This is a genomic window from Pseudomonas sp. G166 (genome assembly GCF_037027455.2).
In the GTDB taxonomy this organism is placed as follows: Bacteria; Pseudomonadota; Gammaproteobacteria; order Pseudomonadales; family Pseudomonadaceae; genus Aquipseudomonas.
Window position 1 is genome coordinate 3,962,437 of record NZ_CP146985.1, and the last position, 23,436, is coordinate 3,985,872.

24 protein-coding genes are annotated in these 23,436 nt (G+C 62.0%); 10 read left to right on the plus strand and 14 right to left on the minus strand.

What is annotated here, in order from left to right; all coding sequences use genetic code 11:
- Positions 1-12 precede the first annotated feature (12 nt).
- On the minus strand, positions 13-576 hold the full coding sequence (locus SGN16_RS17060) for an XRE family transcriptional regulator (protein ID WP_210639184.1): 564 nt from the start codon (positions 574-576) through the stop codon (positions 13-15).
- A 12-nt stretch (positions 577-588) separates the two neighbouring features.
- On the opposite strand from SGN16_RS17060, the gene SGN16_RS17065 reads away from it, so the two are divergent.
- From SGN16_RS17065 to SGN16_RS17095, 7 genes are all read left to right on the plus strand, one after another.
- Positions 589-1,593, plus strand: coding sequence for a DMT family transporter (locus SGN16_RS17065; RefSeq protein ID WP_339102108.1), 1,005 nt, complete (start codon positions 589-591; stop codon positions 1,591-1,593).
- Between the two features lie 221 nt (positions 1,594-1,814).
- On the plus strand, positions 1,815-4,736 hold the full coding sequence (locus SGN16_RS17070) for a monovalent cation/H+ antiporter subunit A (protein ID WP_339101678.1): 2,922 nt from the start codon (positions 1,815-1,817) through the stop codon (positions 4,734-4,736).
- Complete coding sequence (locus SGN16_RS17075; protein ID WP_003202835.1) at positions 4,736-5,080, plus strand: Na+/H+ antiporter subunit C; 345 nt, start codon at positions 4,736-4,738, stop codon at positions 5,078-5,080. Before SGN16_RS17070 ends, SGN16_RS17075 begins: the two co-directional genes overlap by 1 nt.
- Positions 5,077-6,762, plus strand: coding sequence for a monovalent cation/H+ antiporter subunit D (locus SGN16_RS17080; protein WP_339101679.1), 1,686 nt, complete (start codon positions 5,077-5,079; stop codon positions 6,760-6,762). Before SGN16_RS17075 ends, SGN16_RS17080 begins: the two co-directional genes overlap by 4 nt.
- Positions 6,759-7,247 (plus strand): Na+/H+ antiporter subunit E, encoded by a 489-nt coding sequence (locus SGN16_RS17085; protein ID WP_339101680.1) that lies wholly within the window; start codon positions 6,759-6,761, stop codon positions 7,245-7,247. The genes SGN16_RS17080 and SGN16_RS17085 overlap by 4 nt, the downstream gene beginning before the upstream one ends.
- A complete protein-coding gene (locus SGN16_RS17090) occupies positions 7,244-7,522 on the plus strand; it encodes a K+/H+ antiporter subunit F (protein ID WP_003202841.1) in 279 nt (92 codons plus the stop codon). Before SGN16_RS17085 ends, SGN16_RS17090 begins: the two co-directional genes overlap by 4 nt.
- Positions 7,519-7,881 carry a Na+/H+ antiporter subunit G gene (locus SGN16_RS17095; protein WP_339101681.1) on the plus strand — a complete coding sequence of 121 codons (363 nt, stop codon included), beginning with the start codon at positions 7,519-7,521 and terminating at the stop codon, positions 7,879-7,881. Before SGN16_RS17090 ends, SGN16_RS17095 begins: the two co-directional genes overlap by 4 nt.
- Positions 7,882-8,029: 148 nt before the next feature.
- On the opposite strand, the gene SGN16_RS17100 is transcribed toward SGN16_RS17095, so the two are convergent.
- The 3 genes from SGN16_RS17100 to SGN16_RS17110 all read right to left on the minus strand — a co-directional run bounded on the left by SGN16_RS17100 (position 8,030) and on the right by SGN16_RS17110 (position 10,236).
- Positions 8,030-8,467 (minus strand): DUF3995 domain-containing protein, encoded by a 438-nt coding sequence (locus tag SGN16_RS17100; protein ID WP_339101682.1) that lies wholly within the window; start codon positions 8,465-8,467, stop codon positions 8,030-8,032.
- Positions 8,468-8,593: 126 nt separating this feature from the next.
- A complete protein-coding gene (locus tag SGN16_RS17105; RefSeq protein WP_339101683.1) occupies positions 8,594-9,604 on the minus strand; it encodes an ABC transporter substrate-binding protein in 1,011 nt (336 codons plus the stop codon).
- A 182-nt stretch (positions 9,605-9,786) separates the two neighbouring features.
- Positions 9,787-10,236, minus strand: a complete 450-nt coding sequence (locus tag SGN16_RS17110) for a hypothetical protein (RefSeq protein WP_210639191.1) — start codon at positions 10,234-10,236, stop codon at positions 9,787-9,789.
- A gap of 427 nt (positions 10,237-10,663) precedes the next feature.
- Here SGN16_RS17110 and SGN16_RS17115 point away from each other — a divergent pair, with 427 nt between their 5' ends.
- The 3 genes from SGN16_RS17115 (at position 10,664) to SGN16_RS17125 (ending at position 11,587) form a co-directional block, all read left to right on the plus strand.
- Complete coding sequence (locus SGN16_RS17115; RefSeq protein ID WP_246883015.1) at positions 10,664-10,900, plus strand: hypothetical protein; 237 nt, start codon at positions 10,664-10,666, stop codon at positions 10,898-10,900.
- 132 nt (positions 10,901-11,032) lie between these two features.
- Complete coding sequence (locus SGN16_RS17120) at positions 11,033-11,263, plus strand: hypothetical protein (RefSeq protein WP_210639192.1); 231 nt, start codon at positions 11,033-11,035, stop codon at positions 11,261-11,263.
- Between the two features lie 87 nt (positions 11,264-11,350).
- Positions 11,351-11,587 carry a DUF2789 family protein gene (locus tag SGN16_RS17125; RefSeq protein WP_210639193.1) on the plus strand — a complete coding sequence of 79 codons (237 nt, stop codon included), beginning with the start codon at positions 11,351-11,353 and terminating at the stop codon, positions 11,585-11,587.
- A gap of 195 nt (positions 11,588-11,782) precedes the next feature.
- Here the strand turns inward: SGN16_RS17125 and SGN16_RS17130 are convergent, their stop codons facing one another.
- The 10 genes from SGN16_RS17130 to SGN16_RS17175 form a co-directional block, all read right to left on the minus strand.
- Complete coding sequence (locus tag SGN16_RS17130) at positions 11,783-13,390, minus strand: methyl-accepting chemotaxis protein (RefSeq protein ID WP_210639194.1); 1,608 nt, start codon at positions 13,388-13,390, stop codon at positions 11,783-11,785.
- Positions 13,391-13,571: 181 nt separating this feature from the next.
- The gene (locus SGN16_RS17135; RefSeq protein ID WP_003202859.1) at positions 13,572-13,976 is read right to left on the minus strand and encodes a TraR/DksA C4-type zinc finger protein; all 405 of its coding nucleotides are present in this window, start codon (positions 13,974-13,976) and stop codon (positions 13,572-13,574) included.
- A 326-nt stretch (positions 13,977-14,302) separates the two neighbouring features.
- Entirely contained in the window at positions 14,303-15,325 is a 1,023-nt protein-coding gene (locus tag SGN16_RS17140; protein WP_210639195.1) for an ABC transporter permease, read from the minus strand.
- 34 nt (positions 15,326-15,359) lie between these two features.
- Positions 15,360-16,913 carry a sugar ABC transporter ATP-binding protein gene (locus SGN16_RS17145; protein WP_210639196.1) on the minus strand — a complete coding sequence of 518 codons (1,554 nt, stop codon included), beginning with the start codon at positions 16,911-16,913 and terminating at the stop codon, positions 15,360-15,362.
- Between the two features lie 73 nt (positions 16,914-16,986).
- Entirely contained in the window at positions 16,987-17,913 is a 927-nt protein-coding gene (locus SGN16_RS17150) for a sugar ABC transporter substrate-binding protein (RefSeq protein WP_339101688.1), read from the minus strand.
- A gap of 51 nt (positions 17,914-17,964) precedes the next feature.
- Entirely contained in the window at positions 17,965-18,117 is a 153-nt protein-coding gene (locus tag SGN16_RS17155) for a hypothetical protein (protein WP_186710408.1), read from the minus strand.
- A gap of 143 nt (positions 18,118-18,260) precedes the next feature.
- Positions 18,261-19,313 (minus strand): Gfo/Idh/MocA family oxidoreductase, encoded by a 1,053-nt coding sequence (locus tag SGN16_RS17160; protein WP_339101689.1) that lies wholly within the window; start codon positions 19,311-19,313, stop codon positions 18,261-18,263.
- A 132-nt stretch (positions 19,314-19,445) separates the two neighbouring features.
- Positions 19,446-20,456 (minus strand): Gfo/Idh/MocA family oxidoreductase, encoded by a 1,011-nt coding sequence (locus SGN16_RS17165; protein ID WP_335945680.1) that lies wholly within the window; start codon positions 20,454-20,456, stop codon positions 19,446-19,448.
- Positions 20,457-20,485: 29 nt separating this feature from the next.
- Positions 20,486-22,417 (minus strand): 3D-(3,5/4)-trihydroxycyclohexane-1,2-dione acylhydrolase (decyclizing), encoded by a 1,932-nt coding sequence (iolD, locus tag SGN16_RS17170; protein WP_335945681.1) that lies wholly within the window; start codon positions 22,415-22,417, stop codon positions 20,486-20,488.
- A 166-nt stretch (positions 22,418-22,583) separates the two neighbouring features.
- Positions 22,584-23,405 (minus strand): TIM barrel protein, encoded by an 822-nt coding sequence (locus SGN16_RS17175; RefSeq protein WP_335945682.1) that lies wholly within the window; start codon positions 23,403-23,405, stop codon positions 22,584-22,586.
- Between the last annotated feature and the right edge of the window lie 31 nt (positions 23,406-23,436).

Genomic DNA, 23,436 nt, shown 5'->3' on the forward strand with positions numbered 1-23,436 from the left:
GCTCTCCAGGAATCAAATCACCACATTGCGTACGAATCTCGCCGCCACCGGGCCATCGTTGCGATAAGCATGGGGCTGGTTGCTGGCGAACATGAAAAACTCACCAGCACTGATGCGGCGCTCTTCGTCGCCCAACAACAGGGTCAGGCAGCCCTCGAACACATAGAGCTGCTCGCTCCAGCCGTCGGCGTCGGGTTCGGAATGGTAATGCTCGCCGGGCTCCAGGCGCCATTCCCAGAGCTCGACTTCGCGACTGGCAGTGGCTTTGGCCAGCAGCACGGCTTTGCTGCCGGGAATAGTGCCGGCCCAGGCCAACTCGTTGATGCGGCTCGGGTCGCGGGCGTCGGGGGCCTGGATCAAGTCGCTGAAGGCCACGTTGAGGGCCTCGGCGACACGGTCCAGGGTGGTCAGGCTGACATTTTTTTCCCCAGCTTCTATAGCCACCAGCATGCGCCGGCTGACCCCGGACAGTTCCGCCAGCGCGGTCTGGCTGAGCTGCGCGGCATGCCGCAGGCGGCGGACGTTCTGGCTGACGTGTTGCAGGACGGACGCCCGCTGGCCGTTTTCTTTGTGCACTATATTGCTCACATGCTAGGGCTGCGCATTATACTGCCCAACTTCGGGCGCATTGTGCGTCCGCCTCAAGTGGCGCGCAAGGTCATGACACCGGTGAACTCCCCTCAAGCTTCCTCCCGCTTCTCAAGGTTCAGCAAAGCTGAATGCGTGCTGGTGTTGATCACCATGATCTGGGGCGGAACCTTCTTGTTGGTGCAGCACGCCATGACCGTCAGCGGGCCGATGTTTTTCGTTGGTCTGCGCTTTGCCGCCGCGGCGGGGTTTGTCGCACTGTTCTCCTGGCGGCATCTGCGGGACCTGACCCTGTTCGAGCTCAAGGCCGGGAGCTTCATCGGCGTGGCGATCATGCTCGGCTATGGCTTGCAAACGGTCGGCCTGCAAACCATTCCCAGCAGCCAGTCGGCGTTCATCACCGCGCTGTACGTACCCTTCGTGCCGCTGTTGCAGTGGCTGGTGCTGGGCCGCCGGCCTGGCCTGATGCCGAGCATCGGCATCATGCTGGCGTTCACCGGGCTGATGCTGGTGTCAGGTCCTGCGGGTGCTTCGCTGAATTTCAGTGCCGGCGAGATCGCCACGCTGATCAGCGCCATCGCGATTGCCGCCGAGATCATTCTGATCAGCGCCTATGCCGGCCAGGTCGATGTGCGCCGGGTGACCGTGGTGCAACTGGCAAGCACGGCGGTGCTGGCATTCTTGATGGTAGTACCGACCCAGGAAACCATTCCGGATTTTTCCTGGTTGCTGCTGGTCAGCGCCGTCGGCCTGGGGGCCGCCAGCGCAGCGATCCAGGTGGCGATGAACTGGGCGCAGAAAAGCGTCTCGCCGACCCGCGCCACGCTGATCTATGCCGGCGAGCCGGTGTGGGCCGGCATCGCCGGGCGCCTGGCGGGCGAGCGGCTGCCAGCGATTGCCTTGTTCGGCGCAGCGCTGATCGTCGCGGCGGTGATTGTCAGTGAACTGAAGACCCGCAGCAAAGGTGCTGTCGAGGTGAATGAGGTGCTAGAGCGCGAGCAGTGAGGCCGGTGGACCAGCGCAATAGCGGCGAGCAAAATCCCCTCGCCACAGGTGATGTGTATCACGCGGTATTTGTGGCTAGCTCTGACTCCGCGTCTCCTCACCAAAATAACGCAAAGTCAGAAAACTCCGTCCACTTTGTAGGATTCTGCGACACCCTCGCGGTTGGTGATCGGGGATACGCCACGTATGATCCCTGCTACTCACCCGCCGAATAGAAGCCTATGTCACTGATAGTTCTATTGCTTTTGCCCTTCATCGGCAGCTGTGTCGCGGCGCTGCTGCCGCATAACGCCCGTAACGCCGAATCATTGCTGGCGGGCCTCGTGGCCCTGGTCGGCACCGTTCAGGTGGCCTTGTTGTACCCGCAGATTGCCGACGGCGGCGTGATCCGTGAGCAATATTCCTGGTTGCCCAGCCTCGGCCTGGATTTCGTGCTGCGCCTGGATGGTTTTGCCTGGCTGTTTTCCTTGCTGGTGCTGGGCATCGGCACGCTGGTGTCGCTGTACGCCCGCTACTACATGTCGCCGGACGATCCGGTGCCGCGCTTCTTCGCCTTTTTCCTGGCGTTCATGGGTGCCATGCTCGGGTTGGTGATCTCCGGCAACCTGATCCAGATGGTGTTTTTCTGGGAGCTGACCAGCCTGTTCTCGTTCCTGCTGATCGGCTACTGGCACCACCGCGCCGACGCCCGGCGTGGGGCCTACATGGCCTTGATGGTGACCGGGGCCGGCGGGCTGTGCCTGTTGGCCGGGGTGATGCTGCTCGGTCATGTGGTGGGCAGCTATGACCTGGACAAGGTCCTGGCCGCTGGCGATCTGATCCGCGCCCATGCCCTCTACCCCACCCTGCTCTCGCTGATCCTGATCGGCGCCCTGAGCAAAAGCGCCCAGTTCCCTTTCCATTTCTGGCTGCCCCACGCCATGGCCGCGCCGACGCCGGTGTCGGCCTATCTGCACTCGGCGACCATGGTCAAGGCCGGGGTGTTCCTGTTGGCGCGGTTGTGGCCAGCGCTGTCGGGCAGTGAACAATGGTTCTATATCGTCGGCGGCGCGGGGGCCTGTACTTTGCTGCTGGGCGCCTACTGCGCAATGTTCCAGAACGATCTCAAAGGGCTGCTGGCCTACTCCACCATCAGCCACCTCGGGTTGATCACCCTGCTGCTGGGCCTGAACAGTCCGCTGGCGGCGGTGGCGGCGGTGTTTCATATCCTCAACCACGCCACCTTCAAGGCCTCGCTGTTCATGGCCGCCGGGATCATCGACCACGAAAGCGGCACCCGCGACATTCGCAAGCTCAGCGGCCTGGTGCGGCTGATTCCGTTCACCGCGACCCTGGCGATGGTGGCCAGCGCGGCAATGGCCGGGGTGCCGCTGCTCAATGGTTTCCTGTCCAAGGAAATGTTTTTCGCCGAGACCGTGTTCATTTCCGCCACGGCCTGGGTCGAGTTGGCGCTGCCGATCATCGCCACCATCGCCGGGACCTTCAGCGTCGCCTACTCCCTGCGCTTCACCGTGGACGTGTTCTTCGGCCCCACCGCCACCGACCTGCCCCACACCCCCCACGAGCCGCCGCGCTGGATGCGCGCGCCGGTGGAGTTGCTGGTGTTCACCTGCCTGGTGGTGGGGATTTTCCCGGCCCAGGTGGTCGGCTCGTTGCTCGCTGCTGCGGCGTTGCCGGTGGTGGGCGGCACGCTGCCCGAGTACAGCCTGGCGATCTGGCATGGCCTCAACGCGCCGATGATCATGAGCCTGGTGGCGATGTCCGGCGGCATCGTGCTGTACCTGTTGTTGCGTAACCAGTTCAGGCAAGGGCACATCAAGCACCCACCGTTCATTGGCCGGCTCAGCGGCAAGCGGTTGTTCGAACGCTGCCTGGTGCTGATGATGCGCCAGAGCCGGCGGCTGGAACGGCTGATCAGCACCCGTCGCCTGCAGGCCCAGTTGTTCTGGCTGGTACTGGCTGCGGTGCTCGCCGGGTTGATCCCGATGCTGCACAGCACGCTGGTCTGGGGTGACCGGCCGAAAATCCCCGGCTCCATCGTGTTCGTCTGCCTCTGGCTGCTGGCGATCGCCTGTGCCCTGGGCGCGGCCTGGCAGGCCAAGTATCACCGGCTCGCGGCCCTGACCATGGTCAGCGTCTGCGGCCTGATGACCTGCGTGACCTTCGTCTGGTTCTCCGCGCCCGACCTGGCCTTGACGCAACTGGTGGTGGAAGTGGTGACCACGGTGCTGATTCTGCTCGGCTTGCGCTGGCTGCCACGGCGGATCGAGGATGCCTCGCCCCGGCCCAATAGCGAACGGCGCGCACGCATCCGGCGCTTGCGAGACTTGCTGTTATCCGTCGCGGTGGGGGGTGGCATGGCGCTGCTGGCCTACGCGATGCTGACACGCCAGACACCCAACGACATTTCTTCGTTCTACCTCAGCCGTGCCCTGCCCGAAGGCGGCGGCAGCAATGTGGTGAACGTGATGCTGGTGGACTTCCGTGGCTTCGACACCCTGGGAGAAATCACCGTACTGGTGGCGGTGGCCCTGGCGGTGTTCGCCCTGCTGCGACGCTTCCGCCCACCGAAGGAAAGCATGCAGCTGCCGGCGCAACAGCGCCTGCTGGCGCCGGACGTGGTCACCGACCTGGTCAACCCGCGCCATGCCAGCGACACCGCACTGGGCTTCATGATGGTGCCGTCGGTGCTGGTGCGCCTGCTGCTGCCGATTGCCCTGGTGGTGTCGTTCTACCTGTTCATGCGCGGACACAACCAACCTGGCGGCGGCTTCGTGGCCGGGCTGGTGATGTCGGTGGCGTTCATCCTTCAGTACATGGTCGCCGGCACCCAGTGGGTCGAGGCGCAAATGAGCCTGCGACCACTGCGTTGGATGGGCACTGGGCTGTTGTTCGCCACGGCCACGGGGCTTGGGGCGATGGTGGTGGGTTATCCGTTCCTGACCACCCACACCTGGCATTTCCACTTGCCGCTGCTGGGCGACATTCACCTGGCCAGCGCACTGTTCTTCGACATCGGCGTGTACGCCGTGGTGGTCGGCTCGACGCTGCTGATTCTCACCGCCCTGGCTCACCAGTCGGTACGTGCGCATAAACCGGGCCTGCAAGCCAAACCCGTCACCCAACCAGGAGCCACCGCCTGATGGAAGAAGTCATCGCAATCGCTATCGGCGTACTGGCCGCCTCCGGTGTCTGGCTGGTGTTGCGGCCTCGGACCTTCCAGGTGGTCATGGGCCTGTGCCTGCTGTCCTACGGCGTCAACCTGTTCATCTTCAGCATGGGCAGCCTGTTCATCGGCAAGGAGCCGATCATCAAGGACGGCGTACCCCAGGACCTGTTGCACTACACCGACCCACTGCCCCAGGCCCTGGTGCTGACTGCCATCGTCATCAGCTTCGCCATGACCGCGCTGTTCCTGGTGGTGCTGCTGGCGTCCCGGGGCCTGACCGGTACCGACCACGTGGACGGTCGGGAGCCCAAGGAATGATGTTGACGCCCCATCTGATCGCCGCCCCCATCCTGTTGCCGCTGCTGACCGCCGCGCTGATGCTGATGCTCGGTGAAAAGCACCGCCCACTCAAAGCGCGGATCAACCTGTTCTCCAGCCTGCTGGGCCTGGGCATCGCCGTGTTGTTGCTGCGTTGGACCCAGGACCAGGCCCTGCCCGCCTCCATCGGCGTGTACCTGCCCGGCAACTGGCAAGCGCCGTTCGGCATCGTCCTGGTGGTCGATCGTCTGTCAGCGCTGATGCTGGTGCTGACCGGCCTCATCGGCGTCAGCGCCCTGCTGTTCGCCACCGCCCGCTGGGACCGCGCCGGGGCGAGTTTCCATGCCCTGTTCCAGATCCAGCTGATGGGCCTCTACGGGGCCTTCCTGACGGCGGACCTGTTCAACCTGTTCGTGTTCTTCGAGGTGCTGCTGGCGGCCTCCTACGGTTTGATGCTGCACGGCTCGGGCCGGGCGCGGGTGTCGTCGGGCTTGCATTACATTTCCATCAACCTGCTCGCCTCGTCGCTGTTTCTGATCGGCGCGGCGCTGATCTATGGCGTCACCGGCACCTTGAACATGGCCGACCTGGCCTTGAAGGTGCCGCTGGTGCCGGAAGCCGACCGCGGCCTGCTGCACGCCGGGGCTGGCATCCTCGCGGTGGCATTTCTGGCCAAGGCTGGCATGTGGCCGCTGAACTTCTGGCTGGTGCCGGCTTACAGTGCCGCCAGTGCGCCGGTGGCGGCGCTGTTCGCGATCATGACCAAGGTCGGCGTCTACACGATCCTGCGCCTGTGGACGTTGCTGTTCTCCGGCCAAGCCGGCGCCTCGGCGTTTTTCGGCGCCGACTGGCTGGTCTACGGCGGCATGGCGACGATCGTCTGCGCGGCCATCGCCATTCTCGCGGCCCAGCGCCTGGAGCGCATGGCCAGCCTGAGTATCCTGGTCTCGGCCGGAATCTTGCTGTCGGCCATTGGTTTTGCCCAGCCGAACCTGGTGGGCGCGGCGCTGTTTTATCTGGTGAGCTCGACCCTGGCGCTTTGCGCGCTGTTCCTGCTGGCGGAGTTGGTCGAACGCTCGCGCTCGGCCAATGAAGCGGGCCTGGACGACGACTTCGACACGTTGCCGCGACCGCAGGAATCCCTGCAGCCGCCCAAGGGCATCAACCTCGATGACGAGCAGAAAGCCGTGGTCGGCCAAGTGATTCCCTGGACCATGGCCTTTCTCGGCTTGAGTTTCATCTTCTGCGCACTGTTGATTATCGGCATGCCGCCACTCTCGGGGTTCATCGGCAAGCTGGGGCTGCTGAGCGCGTTGCTCAATCCCCAGGGGTTAGGGGCCAGCGCCGGGGCGCCGGTGTCGAACCAGGCGTGGGGCCTGCTGGCGCTGTTGATCCTGTCGGGGCTGGCCTCGTTGATCGCATTTTCGCGCCTGGGCATCCAGCGCTTCTGGACGCCACAGGAGCGTCCGTCGCCGTTGCTGCGGCCGTTCGAATGCCTGCCGATCATCGTCCTGCTGGGCCTGGGCATCGCCTTGACCTTCAAGGCCGAGCCGTTGCTGCGCTATACCCAGTCCGCCGCCGATGCGCTGAACAACCCTGAACACTATGTGATGGCGGTTCTGGCCACCCGCGCCGTGCCCAATCCCCAGGCCAGCACCGCATTGCCGCAGGTGCAACCATGAAGCGCCTGTTTCCCGCGCCGTGGCTGTCCCTGGCGCTCTGGTTGCTGTGGCTGGTATTGAACCTGTCCCTCAGCGCCGGACACTTGCTGCTCGGTGCCGCGCTGGGCTTGCTGGCACCTTTGATGATGCGCCCGCTGCGCCCGCGGCCCATCCGCATCCGGCGGCCATGGGTGGTGTTGCGCTTGTTCTTGCTGGTAGGCCGCGACGTGCTGGCCTCGAACCTGACAGTGGCCTGGGGCGTGCTGAACGCCGGGCGCCGCCCGCCTCGCTCGCGGTTCATCAAGGTGCCGCTGGACCTGCGCGATGCCAACGGCCTGGCGGCGTTGTCGATGATCACCACGGTGGTGCCCGGGACGGTCTGGTCGGAACTGGCGCTGGATCGCAGCATCCTGCTGATGCATGTGTTCGACCTCCAAGACGAGGCGTCATTCATCGCGCATTTCAAAGCCACCTACGAGCGCCCGTTGATGGAGATTTTCGAATGAGCCCGCTGTTGTCCAATGCGATCCTGTTGAGCCTGTTCCTGTTCTCCCTGGCAATGGTGTTGACCCTGTGGCGGCTGTTCAAGGGGCCTTCGGCGCAGGATCGGGTACTGGCCCTGGACTACCTGTACATCGTGGCGATGCTGATGATGCTGGTGCTGGGCATTCGTTATGCCAGTGACACCTATTTCGAGGCAGCGTTGCTGATTGCCCTGTTCGGCTTCGTCGGCTCGTTTGCCCTGGCCAAATTCCTGCTGCGTGGCGAGGTGATCGAATGATCGGTGAATTGTCGTTGTGGGTCGAAATCCCAGTGGCGATCCTGTTGGTGCTCAGCAGCCTGTTCGCCTTGATCGGGGCGATCGGCCTGGTGCGCTTGAAGGATTATTTCCAACGCATGCACCCACCGGCCCTGGCTTCCACGCTGGGCGCCTGGTGCGTAGCGCTGGCCTCGATCATTTACTTCTCGGTGCTCAAGTCCGGACCGGTACTGCACGCCTGGTTGATCCCGATCCTGCTGGCAATCACCGTACCGGTGACCACCCTGCTGCTGGCCCGAGCGGCGTTGTTTCGCAAGCGCATGGCGGGGGATGATGTGCCTGCGGAGGTGAGCAGTCGCCGAACCGGGCAGGACAGCTAATTGATCGTTCCCACGCTCCGCGTGGGAACGCATCCCGTGACGCTCTGCGTCACCTCCCTGAAGCGGAACGCCGAGCGTTCCTGGCGGCATTCCCACGCAGAGCATGGGAACGATCGAACAACTGCGCTCGGCCGGGTGACGGAGTGAATCAGGCCCACGCCACCGTCAACAACCCAGCCCCAAGCACGACACACAACGGTGAATAGACCCAGGTGTCGAGCCTGGCGAAGGTCGAGCCCTTGACCTCCTTGAAGAACCCCACCAGCTCCGACTCGCCAATGGCCCGGGCGAACATCAGCAAGGCAATCGCGCTGATCAGCCACTGCAATGCCCGATGAGTGACCGGCGGCGCCAGCAGGCCAACCCGCAGGCTCACCAACACTGCAATCATCAGCAGCGCAAGCGCCACCAGCAGGGTCAGCCAGCCGGAGGGGTCGAACGCCGGTCGCAGCGCTTCCCCCTGCTTCACCGGCACCTGAGGCACCACTGCCTTGGCTGCCCATCGCCCGCCGAGGGCCCAATACAAATGAATCAAGCTGATGGTTGCAAACACTGCAACCAGCGACCGAGCCAATAAAAGCGTCATTCGCCAGCCTCCTGAGAAAGGTAGAACAATCATCCTAGCTGGAATTTGGCATTTCGCTGGGACCGGCGCAGATTGCCAGATCCCAGCCACTGACTCATTGCCCAGGATCAAGAGTTCTCCTCAACGCTAGAGACTGGCAGACACCTTGTCTGCCACTTCCTTGGGCAGCCAGGCCTGCCAGACCTGCGGGTGAGCCTTGAGAAACGCCTCGGCAGCTTCACGGGGAGGCGTGTGCTTCTCGCTCATCTCGGCCAAGGCTTTGTTCAGCGGTTCGATGGGCAGGTCAACCTTGCTGAAGAATTCGGCAATGTCCGGGTGTTGCTTCTGGAACGGCGCGGAGACGCCAATCGACAACTTCGAGGCCAATGAACGGGTCGGTTTCGGGTTGGGGTTGTCGGCGTCGGTCAGGGTTTTCCAGGCCTCGGCATCGAACGGTGGCTCCTGCAGTTGCACTAGCTTGAAACGTCCGAGCAACGGCGTGGGCGACCAGTAATAAAACAGGATCGGCTTGCCCCGGCGGATCGACGAGCTGATTTCCGCATCCAGCGCCGCCCCCGAGCCGCTGCGGAAATTCACATAGCTGTCGGACAGGCCATAGGCCTTGAGTTTCTGTTTGTTGACCACTTCGGACGTCCAGCCGATGGGGCTGTTGAGGAAGCGGCCCTTGTCGGGGCTTTCCGGGTCCTTGAACACGTGCTTGTAGCGCGCCAGGTCTTCAACGCTGCGCAGGTCCGGTGCCAGGGGCTTGATGCCCTTGGCCGGGTCGCCCTTGATCACGTATTCCGGCACCCACCAGCCTTCGGTCGCCCCCTTGACCGTATCGCCCAGGGCAATCACCTTGCCTTCGGCCTCGGCCTTGACCCACACCGGGCTGCGCCCGGCCCACTCTTCACCGATCACTTGTATGTCGTTATTGGCCAGGGCGGTTTCCAGGGTAATGGTGGTACCCGGCAATGTGTCGGTCGCAAGCCCATAGCCCTTTTCAACGATGATCCGCAGGATATCGGTGATCAGGCTGCCACTTTCCCAGTTCAAGTCGGCAAAGTGGATCGGCGCTGAAGCGGCCGACGCCGGAAGTGGCGAAACCAACGCAGCGAGGGTGGCCCAGGCAGCCAGCCATTGTCGAACTCGTTTCATGCTTTGTACCTCGTACCAGACACAGCAATAGCTGAACGGCCCTGCGTCAGCGAACGCAAGCCTCTGAATAGTTCAGTCAACTGACTGTAGCCGAGGTTCCAGCGATATCTTGTTAAAACTGTTACCCGTCCTGAGCGCCCGAAGCCCCTGCAAACCCGACACTCACCGGTACACAGCAGACATCACTCGCTGGCCTTGAACGTCACCAGTTCACCCTTGCGCCACTTGGCGGCTTTGGCGGTGACTGCCTTCAAGGTCTTGGTCAAGCCTTCTTGCAGCTGTTCATTGGCCGCGAACACGGTCACCACGCTATGGCCTTCCTTGAACAGGATCGCATGGCCTGCGGGGGTGGTGACGAAGGCGTAGTCCCCAAGACCGTAGACCGTCAGTTTGATTTCACGAAACCTGATTTCAAACTTGCCGCCCTCGCGACTGGGCAATACCGCTGCGCGAAAGTGATCACCTACCTTGAGTTCAAGCCTGGGCTTGTCATCGACCACCAGGGCCGACTCGGTGTCGATTTCGGCAACATAAATACCTTCGGCGGTCTGCTCGGTGATGTAGACGAAACGTGACTGGAATTGTTTGACCAGTTTTGCCCGCAGGTCACCAAGTACAAATAACGCATGCATGTCGAGATTACTTACTGCCAAGGAAACATCCCCATCTTTGAAAACGGCCCGCCCTCGGAAAAGGACGGACCACGAGAACCCGTGCCGACTGTATTGTCGCAATGGACCTGTAACTGAAATTCGAGGTAAACGGCGCGCCCTGCCCCAGGCGAGAAGAGACTAAAGGATTGCCGCTCTCGCCGTCTTTCCCGAGGGGTCGTCAGAGGCTGAAGGAAAACGCCACTCTGAGCATCGGAAAAGATGGGACTACTAACTTTAGGGAAATTTCCCACTTAAAAAAGCATTTTTCTGACATCGAGCCCAAAAAAAATTGCTTTAGATAGGCACAACCGTCTACACGGTGCTGCCGATTCTAGAGCAGCCGCAGGCGTGGAGACTACCCGAAGTACTCGACAATTCGTCGGTAAACCATAGAAAAGGAATTCACATGGCCACTTTCACCCCCCTGGACCAACCCGTAGCCCCTTGCATCGTGCCCCCCCACGACACGTCCGACAGGGTCGATTGTCTTCCAGTCTCGTTGATTCAACCGCGCTATCGGGTCGTTCTGGCCGGCAAGTGCTTCTTTCATATTGAAGAAACGTCGACTGGACGCGTAAGAGGATTCCGCACCGATCATAACGAAGCTTGTTTCCTGGCCAGGCGTCTGGAACGCAGCGCCTGAGTTCATATACGCCCGTCCATGACTTAACTCAGCCGCCGACAGGCAACTGCTGCCATACTGCCCGCCCGCGAAGACCGTCTCCTATCGGCGGATCGCGCACCAACACCATGACTTTTGAAGAGAAGGCGCGACGTGACGGAATTTGATATTGGCGAATTTTTTATCCGGGGCGAAGCCAGAGAGGTCGAAGGCGAGTTCCAGGCCGTCATTGTGATGCGCGCCAAACCACCGTTGACCACCGTCACTTGTCACCAGGTGGAAAAGGATCGCTGGTTCAAGACCGCGGACATCGCCGCCGAGGCCGCCAGGGAAGCGGCCAAGGCGCTGAAGACTGCGGTGGATGAAGGGGCCTTGAAAGCCTGAGTCCGATCGAACTCCTGACGGGCGTGTGCCTCAGATAGAGGGAAGCAACCGAGGCGCCATGACGGCGCCCGCCCAAAGGAGTCCCCCATGGAACAGCCATCCTACGCACTCAATACCCTGTTCGACCAACTAGGCCTGCCCTCGGAAGGCAAAGCCATCGACGATTTCATCATGGCGCACCCGCTGGCGCCGGAGATCAAACTGGTGGAAGCCGATTTCTGGTCGGACCAGCAGAAAGACCTGCTTCAGGAATGGCTCCTCGCCGACGGCGAAGAAGCGGTACTGGTGGATCAACTGAACGTGCGCCTGCACGACGGGAAATAGCATCCAAACCCCATGAGTCCCCGATGGCGAGGGGATTTATGGGTTGATCGTTCCCACGCTCTGCGTGGGAATGCATCCCGTGACGCTCTGCGTCACCTTCCAGAAGCGGAACGCGGAGCGTCCCTGGCGACATTCCCACGCAGGAGCGTGGGAACGATCGATAGCCTGCACACCTGCAGGTTTGTTCGAGTTGAGCTACCGCGGCTTCTCCGGTTTATAACCCAACCGTAAACCACCCCAGTGACGCCCCTTGAGCATGATCGGTACGGAAAGATCGTGCATCAATTCCCCCGTGTCCCGAGTGTAGGTCTGCAACAGCACCGGCTGTTGGTGGCTGCCGCAGCGAATCCCGGTGCGATCGGAGAATTTGCGCTTGGTCCGATTATTCAGCGTGTCCACCTGGGGATCGCCGGTCAGCGGCTGACTGAAGACCTTGTTGTGAGTCGGTACGTAACCCTGCTGGGTGCAGGCAATTGCAAACACCAGGCCCTCATGGCGGGCGAGCAATGGCTCCTGGATTGCCGGCAGCACCTGGTCGGTGTAGCGGTCGAAACGAGTCTGGTATTTGGCTGGCTGAGTATTGGGGATGGCCTGGTAATTACGGTCGAACAGATCCTCCAGGCTGACACGGCCCTGGTCGATGTCGGCCTCGAACTGCGCGGCGATCTGGCTCGCCCCTTCCCGTGCCAGGTCATAGACCCGCTGGTGATAATCGTCGAGGCCAACCTCGGCCAGGCGTTCGCTGATGGTTTCGGCCTGGCCTTCCATCTGTACCGCCGCCTCGGCGAGGCGCTGGGTCTGCTGATCGCTGATGGACAGGTCACCGCGCATCTGCTCGATGGCATGGAACAGGCTGTCGAGTTGTTCGCGGTTGGTATCGGTGCCCTGGGCGATGGCGCTGACCTGAGTCTCCACCCCCTCTGCGAGCCGGGCAATGTTTTCCAGATGCTGGCCGGTGTGCTCGACCTGTTGCACACCGCTGTCCAGGTCGGTGGCCAATTGCCGGATCTGCTCCACCACCTGCGCGGTGCGCTGCTGGATGTCCGCCACCATCACCCCGACCTCACCGGTCGCTGCCGCCGTGCGCCCGGCCAGGCCGCGCACCTCATCGGCCACTACCGCAAATCCACGGCCATGCTCACCGGCGCGTGCCGCTTCGATGGCCGCGTTCAGTGCCAGCAGGTTGGTCTGGCTGGCAATGGACTGGATCACCAGGCTGACCCGCTGGATTTCATCGCTGCGCACGCTCAAGGCCTCGATCAACTCGCGGCTGTCGTTTGCGCGCTGGCTGAGCTGGTGCATGCGGCTGATGGACTCCACCAGTTCGCTGCGCCCGGCCACGCTGCTGCGATGAGCCTCACTGGCGGCGCCCAGGGCCTGCTGGCTGAGCTGCGAGGTGGCTTGCTCGGTGGCGATCATCGATTCGGCGTTGCTGACGATTTGCGCGGCGGCGTCGAGTTGCGACTGGACCTTGCCGGCCAGTTGCTTGACCGAATAGGCAACACCGGCCGCCGACAATGCGTTATGGCTGGTGGTGTAGGACAAATCGCGGGTCAATTCAGCCAGTTTGTCGACCGCCGCCGGTTCCGCCGTCGTACTCATGCGCGAGCGCAAGCGCGGCAACCAGACGATCAACATCACCAGGGGCAGGACCAGGTACAACGACCAGCCGCCCAGGGCCATGCCGCACAGCAGCAAGGTCAAGGCGAGACTTTGCAGGGTCGGTGTCAGCCAGCGTGCTGCGTTTTTTGTCCCAGGCACCGAGGCAGGCACCGCACCCGCCAGAGATCCGTCTGTCGCCATGTTCGTCACCCACACTTCTCGTTGTTATGACTGCATTAAACGCCACTACCTAGCCATTATCCATGGTCCATTAGTCGTGTTCTTGCAGCAAATCAACGGTAGTCGACAAACAGTCGATAGACGAAAACAAAAGATCGCAGCCTTTGGTAAGAAGGCTGCGATCCTTGTTTGAACCGCTGGGTCAGGCCTGACGCTGGTGCTTGTCGATCTGCTCGTGACGTTCTTGAGCTTCGATGCAGTACTTGGTGGTCGGGCTGATCAGCAGGCGCTTGAGGCCGATTGGCTCGCCGCTGTCGTCGCACCAGCCAAAGCTGTCGTCGTTGATGCGGTCCAGGGCCTGCTCCAGTTGAGGCAGCATGCGCTGGTCGCGATCGATGGCGTTGACCAGCCAGGTCCGCTCTTCTTCTACGGAAGCAGCGTCTGCAGGGTCAGCCGGGGTGTCCAGGCTCTCAATGGCGATTCGGTTCTGTTCGATGCGCTCGTGGGTTTCGACTTTCATGTTCTGCAACAGCTTGGTGAAGAAAGCCAGCTGCTCGGCATTCATGTAGTCATCCGCCGGCATGGCCAGCAACTTTTCCTTTGTCATTGATATCTCTATAAAAAAACGTGCATTAAGGCGAATTATGGAGCGTCCCGCAGCGCAGCTGCCACGCTCATCGAGAAGGCGCCGTCTCTTCCAAGCGCCACCCGGCACTCAATTTACGAGGGGCGGCAGTCTAAGGCCGAGTCGAGGCCTCAGCAACTGAAAACATAGGGAAAATGTCCGACACCCCCTTCAAATGTTCTCTGACAGGCTTTCGGCGGTCATCGGAGTGCGTTTATAACAAGAAATTCGGTGCAATAGCTGTATTAAGAAGACAAATGGCAACGCCACGCGGGTCAGGCGTGGCGCTTTGTCGCAGAACGGGACGTTCAGCGCTTGAGTTTACGCTTGTTGCGGTACTGGTCGATGACCACTGCCACCACAATGATCAGCCCCTTGATGATGTCCTGAATATAGGCATCGACCCCGACGAAGGTGAAACCGCTGGCCATCACCCCGAGAATCAGTGCACCGATCACCGTCCCGGTGATGCGCCCCACTCCACCGGCCAGGCTGGTGCCACCAATCACCGCTGCTGCAATCGCGTCCAGCTCATAGGACATGCCCATGCCGGCCTGGCCGGTCGCCGCCCGCGCCGAGGCCACCACCCCGGCGAGCCCCGCCAGCAACCCGGCGATGCTGTAGACGATCACCAGATGGCGCTTGACGTTGATGCCCGACGTACGTGCCGCCTGCATGTTGCCGCCAATGGCGTAGGTGTATTTGCCGTATTTGGTGTAGCGCAGGGCAATGTGGAAGATCACCGCCACCACCAGGAAGATGATCACCGGCATCGCGCCATGGCCGATGGCGGTGTAGGAATCGGACAACATGCTCACCGGCTGGCCTTCGGTGTAATAGCGCGCCAGGCCCCGGGCCGAGACCATCATGCCAAGGGTGGCAATGAACGGCGGGATGCCGGTCACGGCAATGATGCTGCCGTTGATCGCCCCGGCCAGCAGGCCGACGCCAAGCCCGGCCGCCACCGGGATCCACACCGGCAAATCCGTCAGGGAAGGAAATACCGCGCGGGCGAAGTCCGAGGTCTGGGCCAGGCTGGCGGCGATCATGGCCGACAGCGCCAGCACCGAGCCGGACGATAGGTCAATACCGGTAGTGATGATCACCTGGGTCACGCCGATGGCCAACAGGCCGATGATCGACACTTGCAGGATCATCAGCACCAGGCGCTGGGAGTTCATCAGGAAGCTCTGGTCGCGCATGATCCAGCCGAACATCTCGAAGACCAGGCCGATACCGATCAGCACCAGGAAGATACTCAGTTCCGTCGGCAATCGCCGACGCGCCCTGGCCGGTGCGGCCGCAGGTTTGTTTTCCAGTATCGCGTTCATAGCCATTCACCTTTTTTATCTGGACTGACGGGCATCAGGACAGGCCTGAAGCCAATTGCATGACTCGTTCCTGGGTCGCTTCGCTGCGGTCGAGGGTGCCCATCAGGTCGCCTTCGTGCATCACCATGACCCGGTCGCTCATGCCCAGCACCTCCGGCAGTTCCGAGGAAATCATGATCACCGCCATGCCTTCGCTGGCGAGGTAGGAAATCAGCCGGTAGATCTCGGCCTTGGCACCGACATCGATGCCGCGGGTCGGCTCGTCGAGGATCAGGATGCGCGGGTTGGTCATCAGCCAACGGGCCAGCAGCGCTTTCTGTTGGTTGCCGCCGGACAAGGTGTCGATGCACTGCTCAAGGGACGGGGTCTTGACCCGTAGTTTCTTGCACATGTCCTCACACAAGGCGCGCAAGGCTTTCTGCTGGATGAAGCCGTTGCCGACGTAATGGGGCAGCACGGCCATTTCCATGTTCTCCAGCACCGACAGGCACGGAAACAGGCCACTGAGCTTGCGATCCTCGGTCAATAGCGCGAAGCCCTTCTCGATGGCCATGTGCGGGTCGCTGATGCGTACCGGTTGGCCGTCCAGCAGGATTTCACCGCCGGTACTCGGGGTCACGCCGAAAATCGCCTCGGCCACATTGGTCCGGCCCGAGCCCATCAACCCGGCGATACCGAGGATCTCCCCGGCATGCAGGTCGAAGGACACGCCTTTGAAGATGCCGTCCAGGCTCAGGTCGCGCACCGACAGCACCAACTCGCCGATGGGTTTTTCCCGAACCGGGAACAACTGGCTCAATTCGCGCCCGACCATCATCGAAATCAGGCTGTCACCGTCCATGCTGTCGGCCCGTTGCAGGCCGATGTAGGCACCGTCGCGAAACACCGCCACTTCATCGGCGATGGTGAACACTTCGTTCATTTTGTGGGTGATGTAAATGATGCCCTTACCCTGGGCCTTGAGGTCGCCGATGATCGAGAACAGGTGGGCGACCTCCGTCTCGGTGATGGCCGAGGTCGGCTCGTCCATGATCAGGATGTCGGAATCGTACGAGACGGCCTTGGCGATCTCGACCATTTGCCGCTCGGCAATGCTCAAGTTGCCCACTTGCTCTTCAGGATCGAGGTTGATCCGCAGGCGTTCCAGCAGCCTGGCGGTGCAGCGATGCATTTCACCATGATCAACCATGTGCAGGCCGTTGAGCTGCTCGCGGCCGATCCAGATGTTTTCGGCGATGCTCATGTGCGGCATCAGGTTCAGTTCCTGATGGATCATCGCGATGCCGGCCTGCAAGGCCGCCAGGGGCGTGTCAAACGTCACCGGCTTGCCACGCAGGCGCAGTTCACCGGCGTCCGGCTGGTAGATGCCGGCGATGATTTTCATCAAGGTGGATTTGCCCGCGCCATTCTCGCCCATCAGGGCCAGCACGGAACCGGGGCGTACTCGCAGCTGTACATCGGACAGGGCCACCACGCCGGGAAAGCCTTTGCTGACATTGACGACTTCCAGCAGATACGGTTCATCAGGTATTACGTCCGGCCGGAAGGTCATCGCCGGGGCGCTCGAAGCAGTCGCTGAAGCGAACATGATCAGGTACTCCCTCGGCAAGGTCAGCGGGCGACCCTGCCTGTTTATTGTTGTGGTAGCAGTACGTTAAACGTCACTTGAACTGATTGACGTTTTCCGGCGTGATCAGGCGATACGGCACCCAGACGGCCTGCTCGACCGGCTGTTTCTTGACCATTTTCACCGCCGTGTCGATCGAGCCATCGGCCTGGCCCTTGGCGTCCTGGAACACCGAGACCGCCATGTCGCCTTTCTTGATGGCGTTCAAGCCGTCCGGCGTGCCATCGACCCCGGCAATCAATACGCTGCCTTTCTTGGTACCCGCTTGCTTGAGGGCCATGGCGGCGCCGATGGCCATCTCGTCGTTGTTGGACACCACGGCCTGGAAGTCGCGCCCCTGGGTCAGCCAGTCGTTGACCAGGGTCATGCCCTTGTCGCGGGACCAGGTGCCGGTCTGTTCCTGTTCGATCTTGATGCCCGGGTACTTGGCCAGTACTTCCTTGACCCCCTTGGTGCGGTTGGTGGTGGAGTTATTGGCCAGGTCACCCAACAGGATCACGATGTCGCCCTTGCCACCCATCTTGTCGGCCAGGTATTGCATCTGCATGCGACCGGCTTCCAGGTCATCGGAGGCCACGGTGACCACCCCTTCCGGCAACTTGGGATCATCCGGGCGGCGGTTGACGTAGACCAGGGGGATACCGGCGGCCACGGCGGCCTTGGTGATGCGCTGGGTCGCGGCGGTGTCCACCGGGTTGACGATGAGCGCATCGACCTTCTGGCTGATGAAGCTTTCCACTTGGCTCAATTGCTTGACCACGTCACTGCGCGCGTCTTCGAACTGCAAGGTGACGCCGTCCGGGAAGGACTTGGCTTTCTTGTCCATGGATTCGCGCAGGTAGGTCAGCCAGGTGTCATCGAACTGGGACATGCTGACGCCGATCTTCAGGTCCGCCAGGGCAGCGCCGCTGGTGAGCATCAACGACAGGGCCAACGAGGCGATACGGGTCTTGGTCTTCATGAACGGTCTTTCTCCACTTTTTTGTTGGTCTTATGGATAAGGCGTAGCGGATCAGGAACGGGGCAAGCGCACGATGGGCGCGCCGGGCATGCAACACACCATGGCGCCCTTGCGCTGGATACACAGGGATTCGAACAGGGGAAGGACTGCGGACAGGCGTAGCAGATGTGGCAGGTGAAACGCAGAGCGGCTGAAGGTTTTCATCGACGGTACCTAGCTGTGTTTCTTGTTTTTGTTTCGTCCTTCATCCATTCAAGGCTGGGCCTGGCAGGAGGCGGACAGGATTGTCGGTAACCTGGAATCGACTTTATTGGAAAATATTTTCCATATCAACTCATTTTAGAATTTTATTCGTTTTTTGTTCCATGGCCGATTGGCGTGGCCAGAATCACCACTTCGCCCTGCTCGGCGCTGTGCCTTGCAGCGTCCAGGATGCGCGTGGTCGCCAAGGCATCACGGGCCTCCACCGGCAGTGGACCAGAGCCCTGTAACGCAATTTGCAGACGCTGATAGAACACCAGCCAACAGCCGCGCTCCGAGGTCACCCGCTCGCGCTCGGTGCCGTGTTCGAACCAGCCCCAACGCCGATGCTCTTCAGCGCCCCAGCGTTCGCCCTCGGTCGCCGGGCTCAATCCCGCCAGCGCCTGGGCTTCCTGGCCGTCCAGGCCTTCGACGGTATAGCAGCCCTGGGTGCCATTGACCCGAAAACGCGGACGCGGGGCGTTTTGCACGCAATTGCCACTCAGGTGGGAAATCACACCGTTGGCATGGGTCAAGGACATAAAGAAGCCGTTGTCGAACACCTGGCCTGGCTGCCGGTAGTCCAGCTCGGCATAAACCCGCGTCACCGGCCCGAACAGTTGCAGCGCCTGGTCCACCAAGTGGCTGCCGAGGTCGCGCAGGAATCCGCCGCCGCTGCCCTTACCCACCGAGGTCGGCGAATAGCGTTCGACGCTGGATTCGAAACGAATGATCTGCCCGAGGGCTCCGGACGCCAGCAGTTTGCGCAGGGTCAGGAAATCCGAATCCCAGCGACGGTTCTGGTACACGCTCAAGGGCACGTTGCGGCGTTCGGCCGCCAGCACCATCGCCTCGGCCTGGGCGGCGTCAGGGGCAAATGGCTTGTCGCTGACCACCGCCACACCGAGTTCGATGGCCTGCAGCACAATGGCCGGGCGACCATCCAAAGGCGTGGACACCACCACCGCATCGACGCCGGCCGCCACCAGTTGTTCGAGCGTGTCGAAGGCCTGGACGTGCGGGTAATCACTCGCCAGTTGCTCGCGCCGCTCAGCGGACCGGGTCACCACACCGACGAACGTAGCCCCCGGCAGGCTGCTGATCAGCGGCGCATGAAAAAACCGCCCGCCCTTGCCGTAGCCCACTAGTCCGATTCGCATGAAAGCTCCCTACTTGAATATAACGCCGCACCCTGTGGGAGCGAGCCTGCTCGCGATAGCGCCGGATCAGCCTGCATGGTGTCGACTGACCCGCCGCTATCGCGAGCAGGCTCGCTCCCACAGGGAATACATTTAGCCGTAGAAACGCGGGCGCTCGGGCAGTTCGACTTTGACGATCTGCCCGCTCTGCTGCGCTTGAATGCAAGCATCCGCCGCCACCGCTGCGGCGAAGCCGTCCCAGGCCGACGGCCCGCCCACGTGCCCGGCGCGCACGCCGTCGATGAAGGCCTGCAATTCGACGTCGTAGGCCGCGATGAAGCGGTCCTTCCAATCCATCAGGATCGCATTGGACAGCTTGGCGCCGCTGCGCAGTTGCACCTGGGACGGTTCCGGGAGTTTGGCGATGCCGGTCTCCCCCACCACTTCGCACTGGATGTCGTAGCCGTACTGGCAGTTGACGAACACTTCCACGTCGATGCGCGTGCCCCGGGCGGTTTCCAGCAGGACGATCTGCGGGTCTCTCAAATGGGCGTGGGCCTTGCTGGTCTTGCGCGGGAACACCACCTGCACCGAAACATAGTCATCGGCCAGCAGCCAACGCAGCACATCCAGTTCATGGATCAAAGTGTCGGTAATGGCCATGTCGGTCTTGTAGTTTTCCCCCACGCTCGGGTTGCGGTGGGCGCAGTGCAGCATCAGCGGTTCACCGATCTGGCCGCTGTCGATCACCGCCTTGAGTGCCCGATAACCTTCATCGTATGGGCGCATGAAACCGACCTGCACCAGGCGCTTGCCGTGGGCGATTTCGGCCTCGACGATCTTGCGGCAGCCTTCGGCCGTGACCGCCAGGGGTTTTTCACAGAACACCGGTTTGCCCGCCGCTATCGCCGCCAGCACGAACTCTTCGTGGCTCGGGCCCCAGGAGGTGACGAGGATCGCCTCCACGTCCGGCGCCTTGATCAACGCATGACCGTCGGGGTAGACCTCGGCGGTCAGTTTGAGATCGGCAACGACCTTGGCCGCTTGTTGCAGGTTGATGTCGGTCACCGCCACCACCTGGCTGTTGAGCAAGGTCTGGCTGCAACGACGGATGTGGTCCTGGCCGATGGCCCCGGTGCCGATGACGCCCAGCTTCAAAGACATGGAAAACTCCTTTCGTATTGGTGGGGCAATCAATATTGACGGGCCTTGGCCAGTCGTTCGTTAAGGATCTTGGCGACCGCATCGGTGCGGGGACTGGTAGAGACTTGCGCCACGCCGACCCGCCACCACGACAGGTATTTGTGGATCATGGTCTTGGGCAGGACCTTGATGTCGATCAGCGTGGAAACCGTCTGCAACCGCGCATCGGCCAGGGCCGCGTGTAGCTCGTCGAGGGTCTTCACCTTGTAGGTCTTGCAACCGTAGGCCGCGGCACTCATGGCAAAGTCCACCGGCACGAAACCGCCGTCGAGCTTGCCGGTGTCAGGATTGCGGAAGCGGAACTCGGTGCCGAAGCTGTCCATGCCGTGTTCCATTTGCAGGTTGTTGATGCAACCGAACGTCATGTTGTCCAGCAGCACCACATTGATCTTGCGGCGCTCCTGGATCGAGGTCGCCAATTCCGAGTGCAGCATCATGTAGGAGCCATCGCCCACCAAGGCGTACACCTCTTTGTCGGGCTCGGCGAGTTTGACCCCCAGTGCCGCATTCACCTCGTAACCCATGCATGAATATCCGTACTCGAGGTGATAGGTGTTCACGCCCTTGCTGCGCCAACTGCGTTGCAAGTCGCCGGGCAAGCTACCAGCGGCGGCGACGATGATGGCGTCATCCGCCAGGGTTTCATTGAGCGTGCCCAACACGCGGCTCTGGGTCAGGCAGGAACCGGTGAGCTCGATGAATTCACGAAACACCGCCGGGTCCATGTGATCGTTGATTTCCGGGACGAAATCCTCGGTCTGGAAGTCGGCTTGATAGACGCGGTCCACTTCGGCGTCCAACTGGACCTTGGCATCGGCGACCTGCCCGCCCCATTCGGCGCGATAGTCGCCCATCGCGGCCGAGAGAGCCTCCAGGCCCGAACGCGCGTCGGCCAGCAGTTGCACGCCGTCGAGTTTCAGGGCATCGCACGGACTGATGTTCAAATTGAGGAATTGCACATCAGGGTGCTGGAACAACCATTTCGATGCTGTGGTGAAATCGCTGTAGCGAGTGCCGATACCGATGATCAGGTCGGCCTTCTTGGCCAACAGGTTCGCCGCCAGGCAACCGGTTTCGCCGACGCCACCAACGTTCAGCGGGTGGCTGGAAACCACGGCGCTTTTGCCGGCCTGGGTCTCGGCGAAGGGAATGTCGAAGCGCTCGGCAAAGGCCTGCAACGCGGCATTCGCTCCGGAATACCGCACGCCGCCACCGCAGATGATCAACGGCTGACGCTTGCCCTTGAGCAACGCCAGGGCATCGCCGAGCATCGCCTCGGTGGCCGGGCGACGGTCGATGCGATGAACACGTTTTTGCAGGAAGTAATCCGGGTAATCGTAGGCTTCGGCCTGCACGTCCTGGGGCAGCGCCAGGGTCACCGCGCCGGTTTCGGCCGGGTCGGTCAGCACGCGCATCGCATGGATCGCGGCGGTCATCAATTGCTCGGGGCGGTTGATGCGGTCCCAGTATTTGCTCACGGCCTTGAAGGCATCGTTGGTGCTGATGCTCAGGTCGTGGAACTGCTCGATCTGTTGCAGCACCGGGTCCGGCTGGCGACTGGCGTAGACGTCGCCGGGCAACAGCAGCAACGGAATACGGTTGGCCGTCGCCGTGGCGGCGGCGGTCAGCATGTTCGCCGCGCCGGGGCCGACCGACGAGCTGCAGGCGTAGATCTTGCGACGCAGGTGCTGCTTGGCGAAGCCGATGGCGGCGTGGGCCATGCCCTGCTCGTTGCGGCCCTGATGGACCACCAGGTCGCCGCTGTCCTGCTCCAGCGCCTGGCCCAGGCCCAATACATTGCCGTGGCCGAAGATGGTAAAGACCCCGGCGACGAACTTGCTCTGGACGCCATCGACCTCGATGTACTGGTTATCGAGGAATTTCACCAGGGCCTGGGCCATGGTCAGTCGTGTTGTGGTCATGCTTGCACCTTGTCTGGAATGCAAATTCAGCGGCTGGCTCAGTCCCCTGTGGGAGCGAGCTTGCTCGCGATAGCGGTGGGCCAGGCGGCTTTGATGTTGGATGTGCTGCCGCCATCGCGAGCAAGCTCGCTCCCACAGGGGGTTCTCCATCGTTCAGGAAATCAGGTCAGGCCTGGGAGCTCTGCAGGTGATTCATGCTTGCCCCCAACGCCTGGCGAATGTCGGCCAGCTCATGGACGCTCTCGGCGAACGGCTCGAAGGACAGGTAGCCCTCGTAACCACCGGCCCGCAACGCCTCGATCTGTGCGGCATTGCCGAGGATGTCGGCCTCGCCCACCAGCACCCGATGACCATCCCGGATCGTTGCCAACGGCGCCTGGGCATCCTCGACACCGGAGATGTGCACCAGCCCGGTCAGTTCGGGGAAGAATTCCCGCTCGCCGGCCAGATGATGGTGGAAGGTGTCATGCACCAGGCGAAACACATCAAGCCCGCCAATGCTCTTGATCGCTTCCACCGCCGTGCGTTTGCGGCGCAGCGAGCACTCCTCGAAACCCAGCGGTTCGATGAAACCGTAGATGCCGAAGGCCCGCAGGATCGGCGCCAGTTCGCTGAGGGCCGTGCGCAACCCCGCCGCGCGTTCAGCTTCGCTGCGTGGGTCGGCGCGGTCGTTGAGGGGGCACATCACCAGCCCCTCGGCACCGCATTCACGGGCGTAGTCGGCCAGGCGCACGGCTTGGGCGCGGCGTTCTTCATTCCACACGTCGAAGGGGTATAGGGCGTTGATCGACAGCACTTTGATGCCCCGCGCCTCGCACAATTCACGCACGCGGGCCGGCGGCATGCCGTCTTCGATCTCGACGCCCTTCAGATCGTTGCGGATCTCGATGGCATCGGTTTTCAACGCCAGGGCCAGGTCGATGAAAGCGGGCAGTGACAGGCGCGGGGCAACCATTCGATTCAGGGCAAAACGCAGGGGCTTGTTCATTGTTGTTCTCCCTCCGGCAGTCATTCAAAAA